Source organism: Roseateles sp. NT4 (genome assembly GCF_051857475.1).
In the GTDB taxonomy this organism is placed as follows: Bacteria; Pseudomonadota; Gammaproteobacteria; order Burkholderiales; family Burkholderiaceae_C; genus Pelomonas.
Genome location: NZ_JBPZGZ010000005.1, coordinates 126,296 through 138,648, shown reverse-complemented (window position 1 = coordinate 138,648; position 12,353 = coordinate 126,296). Strand labels below are relative to the sequence as shown.

The following is a 12,353-nucleotide window of genomic DNA, read 5'->3' as shown; positions in this document are numbered from 1 at the left end:
TAAGGCGCATCAACAACGTCGATGACTGCCCGGCGCAACCGCTTCCACAGCAAACGCATTGGAGGTTGGTGACGCCATCACCAAGCCGCCATTGCAACCCATCGCCACGCCTCTACGGAATCCCGTAGTAGTTCGATCGCTTCACGCAGTTAAAAATCTGAGATTGCATCTCGCATTCTGTTGAAACCCCCTTTACCCGTGAAACAGTAGCTCGTCAAGCATTCTTAGGCTTCGCCAGGGTGCTGATGACGTGGCAGGCCCGCAGTTAACTAACGCCAATGATGAATACAAGACCACGAAAGATCCAATCGTTCAGACTTGTGCTCCCACCATTGATATCCATCGCACTTCTTGCGTACTTGCCATTCGGCCCATGGCACCCACACATTAACGGCATTACTTATATAGCGATAACCTTTTCGTTTTCAGTGGCTGCACTGACTTATGAATTGCTGATCTTGCCCCGGGCAATTAACACCCTTCTTGATCAGTCGACAAAAGCAACGACTTTCGGCCGATTGTGCGTGGGAATTGCCATCCTATTCTCCGCCATCTATTTATCAGTGTTCTGTTATATCGCCTATTCGATGGTGCTCGGCCATTTCTTATTAGCGTCTACCTATATCCCTCACACTAACTGGTGAATCTAAGAATTTCGTTAAATGGAAGGCTGGTGGATGAGGGCAGCACAGGGACGAGACCAATTGCGGCCGTCTGAGACGTTGAAAGACAGCACGCCATTGATCCTCGGCCGATTCAGCCGAGCCACACGGCCTTGAACGTGTTGCTGGCCTTGATCCAGTCCTCCATGCTGATCTCGCGCACCTCGACGCCGGCCAAGAATTGAACCCGGCGGTTGTGGCCCTGCGTGCCGCTCGTCTGGTAGGTGCAACGCAGGATGCCGTCGCGGACCTCGTTGGCATAAGCGCGCTGCACGTTGCGCTGGATCGGCCAGATCGCATCCGTGGAGCCAACGAACAGCCCAGGGAACTGGATAGCGCGGCGGGCGGCATTGGTGGCGACTTGCATGGCTACTCCAGGGAGGTGTTGCTTTCGATGGCAGCCAGTGTCTCGGCCGCAGACGGTGTCGACCATCGCCCTGAGTGGGGATTCAAGAGAGGAACTCTCCCTCTTTTGGGGGATGCGGCCAGTCGCCCTCCCCCTTGAGAGCGATATCCAGGCCAGGCGGCGACTCGGACACTGGCACCGCCATGAACCAGCCGCCAGCCAATCCAGAGAGCACCCAGGAGAACGCTATGCACCTCGCCGAGCGCCGCGCCACCGACCGAACACACAACCAACCGTGGCCTGAGGCCATGCGCGATGAATTCCGAAAGGTTCAGTTCCTTCACGCCGTCGAAGTCGCTGAAGTTGACGCCGAGGCTTGGCACGACATCTTCGAATGTTTCGAGAAGCGCCACGTCCGCTTCATCTGACCGCCCCGAGGGCAGCGTAGGAGAAGACTATGGCCTTGTTTGAATTCAATCAAAGTTTTGGCCCGGTGGCTGGCGTGGGTCAGCTCTGCTTTGAGCGATCACCTGGGCAGGTCTGCGCGCGTGACGTCGACGGGAAGGTTGTCATGACCATCGCCACCGGACCGGGATTCGGTCAGCGCCTAGCAGAGGCGTTTTCCGACTACAGGAAGGCGATGCAAGAGGCAGGACGCTCCCCCTTGTTTCAACTTCCGGGACAGGCGTCAAGGTGAAAGCGAAAAGGCTCTAGCCTCGGCGACTTGAAAGCTGTCTCGGTCACGAAGCCTGCGGAAACCGCCGGGTCCGGTGCTGAGCAGCAGTGCGCTCTCGCGGCTTGGTCGGCGCTCATTCGGCCATGTCATCCCTGGCCTCTTGTGCAAAGCTTCAGGGCGGACCCCGTGCACGTCTCCTTTGGTGGCGAAGACAGCGTCGGTCGTAGCCTTGGCTCGGTGCTCATTGAAGGCGTCCGAGTCAAGCTCAGCGCTTGGATGAAAGTCGGTTGCGCAACAACGCATGAATGCATCGATCCGATGCTCGGCGTTGAGCCGAGTGCGTAAGAAAGTCGCATTGCATCTATCGGCGATAGGTGCTCGACGCAGAAAAGCACGATGGACGGTCTATAGCTCGGTATGGCGCGGGATTCTTCGCGCTGGGGCACGCCAGCCTACCTAGCGTAGACCCGAGCCCAGAAAAGCCCGTATCTACTGATGCTGCCGCAATCGCCAGAATCAGCGGAACGAACAAAAGGCAGGGAGAAGACGATGGCAGATCTTCCGCAGGAGACGAAGCACTACAAGTCACACCTCAATGCGGGCAAGGTCAGACTCATGCTGACTACCGCGAGGAAGATGCTTGAACTGATCCCGCAGGGCGTGGTGGATACCAACGACAACCGGTATCCGATTGCCAGCATCGAAGCGACATATGACCAGGCCGCCGAAGACGCCGGCCGTCGCGCGTCACGTGCCAGTGCACCATCAGACGCACTGCCCGGATGGCTCATCCGTGACCGAGGAGTGGGGCCGTGGGTTCGGTGGCTCGCAGTCCTCTCCCTCATCGTCGACCCACCAGGAAGAGCTTTGAGCGAAGGCGCTTGCCCTGACGAAGTCACTGTCATGAGTCTGCTGAAGGACCACATGGACCCGGATGAACTTTTTCGTCCGGGAGGTCTCAGCGACCTGTTCTGGTTCAGTAGCGTCACGCCTCCGGGGGAGTACGTTGCTGGCGACGCCGCGCCCTTCAAAGCAATTCTTAGGGCTTTCAACAAGACCCCCTTGCGCAGGCGACTGAAGCCGCTCACCGTTGCGATGCTGATGGAGCGTCGCGCGCCCATGTCTGCAGGGGCGCTTGTCGCGTTGGATCGCTTCATCAAGTGGCTGACTTACGGCGTGGTCCCACCGGTCGAGCGGGTGTTGCCTGTAGCGGTGAATGAGCAGGGTTTGTACAGAGACAAGAAGTGGTCACCGCGCGTCGAAAAAGTGATCCATTTGCTGGTCACCGATGACGTAGGAACCGCACCCATCACAAACGTGCGATGTACAGCCTCGGCTCAAAGTCAGGACGCGTTCATTGCCGAGGTGTGTCGCGGTATCTTGCAGGTTGGTGATGACAACCGGGGTACGAGACCTGCAGTCCTGCATATACCGATCCGAAGCACAGGCGTGGATATGCCACTGCTTACGCCTGCAGACGCGCTGGCTGCGATCGCTAGCGCATTTGAGATCCCCATAGACATCGACGAACTGCGCAGTACCGACCACGTCTTCAACGAGACGTTGGAGCAAGTCCGCCGCGGCTGCACAATTTTTCGCACCGTCATCCTTTTGGATGGGGTTGACGAAGCCCACGGCAGGCACTCGCCCCTACTCAGTCTGATGCGGGGCAGGCGATGGGATTCCCTGCTTCGTGTACTTTGTCAGGTCGACGCCGACACGGTTGTCACCAACCGCCTTGCCACCGCCATTGGTGCTCGAGTTCTCGTCCTTTCAAATGAAAAGATGGGGCGATTGGAGGGCTGGGTAGACCACGCCGCTGCAAAAGACATTGATGGGCCGGATGGCTTCCATTTGCCCCTCACGTCTGAGGTGTTGGGCACCCCGTCTTGGGCTGACCTGGTCAGCGGGACAAAAAAACGAGCAAAGGCACGGCGGGCGGAGAGGCTTCAGCTACTTCTGCTCGCATTTGTCGCGTGCAGCCCTGACGGCGCAAGCTACGGCGCGTTGCACCGTGCAGCCCGTAATCTGATCGACTTGTTAGGACGAGTCGGCGGTCCACTCGTCAGTCCAACCATTCGCGACGAACTCACGGACGAGCTTTCTCGACGAACGATCGTCCAGCACTGTGATGACCTGCTGAACGAGGCCACGATGGAGATCACGCGCTCAAAGGACGAACCGCTGCCTTCGGTGACACCACTAGAAATGCGCTACGAATGGCAGGCCGATCCCACGATGTTGGATGTGCCTGACAAGCAAGAACACGTGAAGATCCATTTCAGGGACGAGACGTACAGGCAGGAGTTCATTCGCTGTGTTTTGACCGACCCTGGTGTACCCGGATCAGAACACTCGTCGCGGAGAACAGCCGGGATCAAACTGGGTCAGTTTGATATCCCTTTGGGCAATGCGCTCTGGCGCTTGATCAACGCGTCGATCGCCATTGAGACCTTGCGACAAGCCACCAGCCAGATGCGGCACACGCCGCGCCGCGAAGTCGGTCGAGTGGCAGCAACGCGGCGGCTCTGCCAGCTGATCTACCACCTGCGTGCTGCCGGCGACATTGACATCATTGGCGCGAGCGATGGCGAGGAATACGTTTCCTACTTGAGCATCCCACGATCCAAAACGAAGAGGCTTCGCTTCAGCTATGCATTTTTGCTGCGACAGGTTTTGGACGGTGGAACCTACCGGCTTTCGCGAGCCTTTGCTCGGCCCGATCTTCGGGTGCAGCTGATTGCCCTGTTCCTTGTGAAGGACGTCCGTTTGCTTGAGCGGCATCAGCCCCACGAGGATCAAACGGACGACTTCGTGAAGGCGCTCGAGGAGGGCATCAAGGCCTGGAAGGACAGGGGTAAAGATGAAGGGCGCGAATTGCTGCCTGACATCCTCGTGGCTCTGGCCACGGCCGCGCTGGATGCCTTTGATTTTCCAGTTGCTGAATGGGCGATAAACGAGATCGCCAAAGGCGAAGCTGAACTCGAATCGGCATTGATCCCTCTAGCATGGAGCGGCGACTCGGTCGACGAGCGAAAGGTCATCAGCTCATGGTCTGCCGGAATGGGACTGGTTTGGGCGAAGCTCAGGTTCGACTATCTGGACTCGATGGGCCGTGTCGATGACGCTGAAACACATTGCATAGAACAGCTCAAGCTCTATGGGATCAGCGGCGAGGTACTGGCCAGTCTGGAACAGACCGTTCAGCAGTTCATGGATACAAGCGCCGATGGCGACTTCTCGATCACCAGGTTGGAAGCCGCGCTTGGCAACATTCTGCGCGAGCTGCTGAAGAACAGCAGACGCGGCGAGCTGAACAAAACGGCCGCATCGGACCTACTCTTCAGACTCGCCGACATCACCGCGACCAAGATCGACGAAGAGAGCCGTGAATGCGGGAAAGCGCTTGCGCTACGTGGCTTCTTGCGCACCTTCTGCCGGTTCTTCCTCGCCGATAGGCTGCGTAGCGAAGTAGCCGGGAAGAGCGGTTACGGCGTGAACTGGCGAGCCTTGTCGGCCAAGCCCAACCGCGTCTACGTGCGCAGCTGCTTGAAGATTGCGAGGCTATTAGTCGAGCAAAAGCCAAAGACTGGCGAACCGAAAGACGATGTGAGTAAGGGCTACCGGCCCGATGCCCTGTACCGCAGCGCGGTTGGCTTCGTTCAACATGCAACGCACCGGGCAAATGTCTACACGCGACACCTTCACACCTTTCAGCGGGAGCGCATATCGGCCCTGCTCCTCATGTCTTCCATCGTCCGGACCTGGGTGCTGGTCGCACGTCATGCGCCCGAACCGCTGCTCTTGGAGAGCCTGCCGGCGCTCGACCATGCCCGGCACTACGTCGACGGAGCTGAGGAGTTGCTGCTTGAGCTTGAGGTCCCCACGGTCCTTGCGCGCAGGCACTGGCTTGAGCGTGTGAGCCTGTGGGTGGGTCTCGCCAAAGCGGCCCCTGATGCCGAGTTGCGAGAGACGTACAGCAAGCTCGTTCAGGCCGATCTCGAGACGGCGACCCGGCTGAGCAAAGGGGCCTCCAACTACTTCTGGGGCCCATTGGTCGAGCGCCAGCGCAAGCGTTGGACCTACTTCCTGGACCCAGAAAAAGAGGGAGCCGAAGCTCCCTCTGCTGAACAGGCCGAGGCTCAGAGCTGAAGACCCCCGGGGGCTGCGCCCCCACAGGTGCCAGCGTCAGGGCGTCAGCGTGGCCAGGATCATTTCCAGCTGGCTGCGAGCTGCGGCCAGCTCGACGTCCTCATCGACCAGCGCGCCGTTCAACAGACGCTGCTGGTAGGCGCCGATGATCGACACCGCGCCGTCCATGCGGCGTGCCGCCTCGGTCGCGTACGCGAAGCGGACCGGACTTGCGCTGGTCGGAGCCTTCGTGGCGGAGGCGCCCAGGGCGGCGGCGAGCTGGTCACCGTCGTAGATCTGGCCGACACCCTCGAAGGCGCTCAGGAGGGCGTCGTTCGAGCGGGACAGGGCTGGGTAGCCCGTGGTGAGGTACAGGCGCAGCGCCAGCTTCAACGTGGACAGCTTGCGGGCGGCATCTGCGCTGCGAGTGCCCGTCACGCCGACTTGCTGCGCGAGGTAGGTCTCGGCGGAGCCCGCCAACTTGGCCAGCGTCGTGTTGTTGGCGGCGATGACCGCCGTGCGTGCCGCGGCGTCAGACGTGGACCAAGTGACCGTCTGCTTCGAGTCCGTGTCGAAGGCAGCCTTCAGGTTGGAGAGCTTGTACTGCGGAGCCACGGAGCAGGTGCCAGGCCCCGTGAAAGTGCCTTCCCAGGCAGCTTGCAGCACATTGATGGCCGGGTACATGCTGGGGGCGTTATCCACGTTCTTTTTTTCAACCTGAAGAAAACACGTATAGCCGTTTGCCGGGGAGCGCAGCATTTTGGCGACGACAGGCTTGCCGTCCAGCTTGAAGACAACCTCGACCTCCATAGCACCCTCCGCGTTCTTCGCGGAGTCGCTCACTCTCTCCCACTGGTAGTTCGACCACGAACCGGCCAGGGTGCCCTTGAGCTGATAGCAGGCCGTGAGAGTTCCATTGCCCAGCGCATCGGCCACCAATGCCGCCGGCTCGCCGGCCAGCGTAGCGCGCCAGTTCGGCAGCGACAGCGACTGGCCTGCCGCGAGGCCTGCACAGTTGGGCATCGAGTTGGCCGCGAAATTGCGAGGGACATAGCTCGAGAGGCTCTGGGTCGCACCGCCCCAGGGGTTCACGTTGCTCAGGTCGCGGCTGTTGGGGCCGCCCGCCGTCGAGAGCCACAGGGTCAGGGCCAGATCCTGGCTGTTCTGGAACTCCGTCAGCGCCGCGCTGTAGGCGCGACCGATGGCGGGCAGCAGGTTCCGGTCGGCCTGGATGGCGCGAACAAGGTCCTGCAGCGGCTTGACGTTGACGTCCAGGACGCGCTGGATGGTCGGTGCCACCTCGTTCGCATGGCCCGAGACGAAGGTCTGATAGGCCGGCGTCGTCAGCATCGGCACGAAGTAGCCCAGGATGGCAGATGAGCTATCGCTGGGGGCAGCGAGTTTGCCTACGGGCAGTGCGGTGAGGCCCAGGGTGGTCGGGAAGTACACCAGGGGGTTGATGAAGGCCGTACCGGGGCTGCTGAACGCCGCGAAGTAGTCGTTGACCTTACCGACCGTACCGGCGTGGGTGGAGTCCGTGGCCGTGCCCGTGAGCCATGCACCCGTGTACACCAACTGGTCGAGCCAGGTGTTGGAGTCCGTCAGCACGCGGCGCACGCCGGTGACGCTGTTCAGGCTGCTCGCGGCGTTGTCCTGCGCATAACCCTGCGCGGCGTACGAGAAGGACGCCAGCGCGTTGTTGATCTGCGTGATGCCCTGCTGAGCGGCGGCCTGCTGCTGGGACAGCGAAGTCGACGTCAGGTAGACCAGATTGAGTGTGTCGGTCGACACCACCCACAGGTTGTCCAGCTTGGTGTCGATGGACGCCAGCTGGTTGCTGAGCTGGCGACGCATGTTTTCCATCGCCTGCAGCAGCTGCTGGGTCTGCTCGGCCTGCGCCTTGGCGGAAGAGCTGCCGCCGATGCCGGCCAGCTTCAGCACAGCGGTCACGGCACCGTACATGCCGGTAATCGCAGTGATAGTGCCCGACACTGCGGTCAGGGCGTCGCCCGCCGCAGCCCACTTCGTATTGCCGGTCGTATCCCCGAAGATCACGCCGTTGAGGATGGCGTTGAACGTCAAGGCACTTTTCCAGTCCACGGATTTGAGCGAGTCGTACGCTGCACCGATCGCATAGGCTGATGTGTAGATCTTGCGGGAGGCGGAGCCCACGGCGATCAGGAACTGAGCGTCGCTATCGCTGAGGCCCGTCGTCTTTTGCAGGAACTTCGCGAGGTTGGTCGCGTCGTTCTCCAGGGCGGCGCCCTCCTTCTCATGCTTTTCCGCGTCGAGCTGCGCTTGCGTTTTCGTGGGCGCCGCCTTGCACGAGGAGTCGCCGTCGGCGCAGGCCTTGGTCGCATCCGTGGCCTTGCGCAGCACTGCCGTCATGACGGTCTTGCGATCCGCGTCGCTCGACGGGGCTTGGCGCAGGATGTTGCAGGTCGAGTCCGTAGCATTTGCGCAGGCGACGGCGAACGTATTCGTCACCGATGCGCCGACGCGGCTCTTGAAGACCGTGTCGCACAGCGCAGCGTTGGTCGTAGACAGGTTGCAGCGCTGAGCAAGGTCTTGGCGGATGGCCACCTTGCGGGAGCCCCCCGCCTCATCCGACACGCGCAGCAGGCCGGCCTTGTCGTCAGGACCGGTGGTGCCGAACAGGGCGATGTGGGCGCGCCCCGCCAGCGTGTTCGCCATCTTGCTGCCCAGAACCGGAACCACGTTGTCCCGGATCGCCGAGAGTGAGATGAGGTCGGACATGATGACGTTGCCAGTCGTCTTGGCTGCCGTTGCCCGTGCGCTGGCAGTTGCGGCGTTGAACGCGGCAACCGCCTTGGTGCCGTCCAGGCTGACGCCAGCCGCCAACACCTCTTTCAGGAAGGCTTGCTGAGCGCCGAGTTCCCGGTTGGTCACCTCCGCCGTGTTGCTGAGGCCTGCCCAAGCCAATTGATTCTTCAGATCGTCGATCGTGGCCGAGGGGCCCGGCGCGGGGGTGGGAGCGGGGGCCGGAGCCGGAGCCGGAGCGGGCGAAGGCGCCGGAACAGGCGGCGGCGCCGGCGTGGTATTGCCGGAAGGGGTCGTAGGGCCCGGCGCCGGGGTGCCGCCGCCACCGCCACCGCCACCGCAGCCAGTCAGCAACGTGGCCGCAGCGGTGAAGGAGATGATCAGGTTCTTGAGCGTCAGCTCGCCAGACAGCGTGCTCACAGCGCGCTGAATCGAGCGTTGTTGAAGTTTGCGGATGTCCATGAATGTCTCCAGTAGTTAAAAGAATCGCGAGCCTTGATGCTCGGGCTACTGAAAACGGGCCGACTTGTGCTCCATTTGCCTTGTCGGCAACCGGATGAGCCCACCAAACTAGGGGGCGCTCAGACATTCGCTTTGTGGGCGCGAAGGCTCACAAATGGGGACATTGAGTAGTGCCTGTAAATCCTTGTGAATTGCTCACGACCTTAGGTAGTAACCCAGGGGTTAGATATGCGAAAGCGTGATTTGCAGACAACGCTGACAAGCGTTTGCGACGTCAAACCATCAGCACGGTTGACAGCCGCCAGAATGGATCAGGACGACGTGCGCGCAGCCTTGGACGTGTTCGAGTAGCGGCTCGTGACCTGACTCTGACCTGCTGCAGGTCAAAAGAGGCAGACGTCAAGACCGCAGGAACCTGCCCCTTCAAACGGCGAGTAAGACGGTCGCAGCCCAAGTCATAGACTATTCAATTCAACTCGCACCGCATGCCTCCCCTCGCCTCTTCGTCGGAAACCGCAGTGAAGCGTTGGCAGCGCTTGAAGTCACTGCTGGCCGATGGCATGGCACTGCCTCTTGGAGAGCGCGAATCATTCGTTAATCAGAACTCGCTCGAAGATGCCGAGCTTCGCCAGGAGCTCAAGGCTCTACTCGATATTGCCGAAAGCAAAGAGCGCTTTGAAGACGTTCAGCTCGTCAATGACTTTCTGAACTCCCTCGCCGTTCGAACTGAGGAGCGGATCGGCCAGCGTTTCGGAGCCTATCGCGTCACGCGGCTGATCGCCTACGGCGGGATGGGCGGGGTCTACGAGGGCGTTCGCGACGATGGTCAATACGAGCAGCGGGTCGCCATCAAAGTGGTGCTTGATGGCCCAAACCGATCTCTATTGATCGATAGGTTCGACCGTGAGCGGCGGATCCTCGCAACGCTTGAGCATCCCAACCTGACTCGATTGATCGACGCCGGCGTCACCGAGTTGGGGGATCCGTTCTTCGTCATGGAATTTGTCGAAGGCGTTCCGATCGACCTCTATTGCGAGAGCAACAAGCTCGGCGTGGCCGCGCGGCTTGCTCTGATGCGCTCCGTATGCCAAGTCGTGCATTACGCCCACGGTCAGGGCGTAATCCACCGCGACATCAAGCCGCATAACATTTTGGTCACGGCGACGGGCGTCGTGAAGCTCGTGGACTTTGGCATCGCCAAGCGATTGCATATCCCGGGTGAGGACAACGTGAGAACGGTGGTCGATCACCGGATCCTGACGCCTGAGTACGCCAGTCCCGAGCAGCTCAGAGGAGAGGACTTGACGCCGGCGAGCGACGTCTACGCCCTAGGCGTCGTCCTCTACCGCCTCCTAACAGGCTTGAGCCCCTACGCCACGGCAGTTGCGGACAGCTTTGCTCTGGCGAAGGCAATATGCGAGATCGAGCCGGGACCGCCCAGCGCAGTGCCCTTCACGCCTGGCAACGGCAACACCAAATACCGACTGCGTGGCGACCTGGATGCCATTGTCCTGATGGCGCTGCGCAAAGAGCCAACTCGCCGCTTCCCAAGCGCAGACGCGCTCGCCGATGATTTGTTTAGGCACCTGGAGGGCTTTCCGGTGCACGCGCGGCGAGGCGCGATCAGCTACAGGTTCTCTCGCTGGGTGTTGCGCCATCGCTCAGTCGTCACGACGATTGCCATCGTCAACCTGATCCTTTTTGCTGGCATCGTAATAACGACCCAGCAGACCGCGGAAGCCCACAACCAACGCGACCGCGCAACCAGGAATGCTGCCGACCTCCGTCGCTTGGCAAACACGCTGATGTTTGACGTCAGTGACGCCTTGGCGCGTGAACCTGGGACAACGCAGGCTCGTCGTCTGATGGTGCAGAACGCTTTGACCTACCTCGAGAAGCTGCGCATACAGGCTGACGAAGATCCGACCATGCGGCTGGAAAGCGCGCGCAGCTACCGCCGGGTGGGTGACATCTTGGGTGGTTCGAACATGCCCAACATCGGGGAATATGCCAACGCCCTGCATCACTACGAGCACGCCATATCTCTGGCCTACAGTTTGCTCGACTCGACACTCACGCGCGTCGACGCACTGAACGAGCTTGCAGAGCTGCATCGGCGTAAAGCAGAGATGCTGATGCTGCTCGGCAAGTACCCAGAAGCGCTTGAATCTGCGTCGACGGCCATTAACGAAGCGGCCGTACTGCAAGCCGAGTCATCTGATCCTTCGCGAGCGCTCCTTCCGCAAGCCAAGGCATACGCGTCACGTGCGAGAGTGCAATCTGCGCTTGATCGCGCGGAGTCTTTTATCGCGGACGTGTCTCAGTCTGAACGGTTCGCGCGTCAAGCACTCGCGGCTTCACCAAGCAGTATCGAAGCCGGCTGTGCCGTACTTTGGGCAATTGGCGCGTCTGCGTGGTTTGATCTCGAGAACTTTGCTGACACCGAGCATGCAAAGGCTGCTCTCGAGAGATATGGGGAGGGTCGTGCGACCGCAGAGCGACTCCGCACGCCGGAGACACCGCTCAATTCCGACCTTGCGAGGCTGGCAAACAACATGGTGGCGGGTGAGGCCAGCGCCCTTCACAGATTGGGACGCACCGCCGAAGCCATTCAAAAGATGAATCAGGCTTTGGTGTACTGGGAGGCTCGAGTCAGTACCGACTCCACTGACGTAGGCTCCGCAGTCGGGCTGCTGGACATCCTCCAAGAGCTGGGCACCGCGTTGAGCGAGAGCGGACAGCACGAGCCAGCCATCAAAGCTCTAGAGCGTGCAAGAGCGTTGTACAAGGGCTTGTCAGGCGCCGCACACGCCAGCGCAAGAACCCGCTGGAGTTATCTGAAGATCCTGCATGCCCTGGGACTGTCATACGGCTTGCGCGCTAGAGACGAGTCTGGCCGTGAGCGAACCGCAGATTTGGTGCGTTCGGAAAACATCCTTTCAGAGAGCCTAGCGGTGTATCGCGAGCCCGCGATGATTTCCGTTGGGTTCAAGACCAACGACCTGCAATTGTCGGACGTCGAGAAAGCGCTTAGCAATGTGCGAGGACTTCTTCGTAGATAGCGAACCGCGTGAGACTGCTCGGAGTTGCTGCCAATCGCTACGCGCGATAGGCCAGGCATCCAAGAAAAGATCTAAGGGGGCAGGTTCACTGGAAAGAACAGGGCACTGACATCAATTTAGACCACTCGGCAGCCCGGGGCCGGCATAGCGACCTACCATGACGCCCCTGCCCCGTCTCCAACTGGCGCGATTGCCCACGGCGCCCAAAAATGTCGCTCATAGACGACGAATTT

At 60.5% G+C, this 12,353-nt stretch carries 6 protein-coding genes; 4 read left to right on the top strand and 2 right to left on the bottom strand.

Translation table 11 applies throughout. The features are described 5' to 3' along the window. Positions 1-756 precede the first annotated feature (756 nt). Positions 757-1,029 (bottom strand): hypothetical protein, encoded by a 273-nt coding sequence (locus tag ACS5PN_RS26555; RefSeq protein ID WP_439467047.1) that lies wholly within the window; start codon positions 1,027-1,029, stop codon positions 757-759. Between the two features lie 227 nt (positions 1,030-1,256). Between ACS5PN_RS26555 and ACS5PN_RS26550 the strand changes: the two genes are divergently transcribed. The 3 genes from ACS5PN_RS26550 (at position 1,257) to ACS5PN_RS26540 (ending at position 5,836) form a co-directional block, all read left to right on the top strand. After that, entirely contained in the window at positions 1,257-1,436 is a 180-nt protein-coding gene (locus ACS5PN_RS26550) for a hypothetical protein (RefSeq protein ID WP_439467046.1), read from the top strand. A 29-nt stretch (positions 1,437-1,465) separates the two neighbouring features. Further along, a complete protein-coding gene (locus tag ACS5PN_RS26545) occupies positions 1,466-1,705 on the top strand; it encodes a hypothetical protein (protein WP_439467045.1) in 240 nt (79 codons plus the stop codon). Between the two features lie 528 nt (positions 1,706-2,233). Then, positions 2,234-5,836 (top strand): hypothetical protein, encoded by a 3,603-nt coding sequence (locus ACS5PN_RS26540; RefSeq protein ID WP_439467044.1) that lies wholly within the window; start codon positions 2,234-2,236, stop codon positions 5,834-5,836. A gap of 36 nt (positions 5,837-5,872) precedes the next feature. On the opposite strand, the gene ACS5PN_RS26535 is transcribed toward ACS5PN_RS26540, so the two are convergent. Next, positions 5,873-9,058: a hypothetical protein gene (locus ACS5PN_RS26535; RefSeq protein ID WP_439467043.1), complete on the bottom strand. Its 3,186-nt coding sequence runs from the start codon at positions 9,056-9,058 to the stop codon at positions 5,873-5,875. 536 nt (positions 9,059-9,594) lie between these two features. Here ACS5PN_RS26535 and ACS5PN_RS26530 point away from each other — a divergent pair. Then, positions 9,595-12,120: a protein kinase domain-containing protein gene (locus ACS5PN_RS26530; RefSeq protein ID WP_439467042.1), complete on the top strand. Its 2,526-nt coding sequence runs from the start codon at positions 9,595-9,597 to the stop codon at positions 12,118-12,120. The last annotated feature ends 233 nt before the right edge of the window (positions 12,121-12,353 follow it).

Coding starts and splice junctions, on each gene's coding strand:
- ACS5PN_RS26545 (WP_439467045.1), top strand. CDS start 1,466: ATGGCCTTGTTTGAATTCAATCAAAGTTTTGGCCCGGTGGCTGGCGTG.
- ACS5PN_RS26550 (WP_439467046.1), top strand. CDS start 1,257: ATGCACCTCGCCGAGCGCCGCGCCACCGACCGAACACACAACCAACCG.
- ACS5PN_RS26555 (WP_439467047.1), bottom strand. CDS start 1,029: ATGCAAGTCGCCACCAATGCCGCCCGCCGCGCTATCCAGTTCCCTGGG.
- ACS5PN_RS26540 (WP_439467044.1), top strand. CDS start 2,234: ATGGCAGATCTTCCGCAGGAGACGAAGCACTACAAGTCACACCTCAAT.
- ACS5PN_RS26535 (WP_439467043.1), bottom strand. CDS start 9,058: ATGGACATCCGCAAACTTCAACAACGCTCGATTCAGCGCGCTGTGAGC.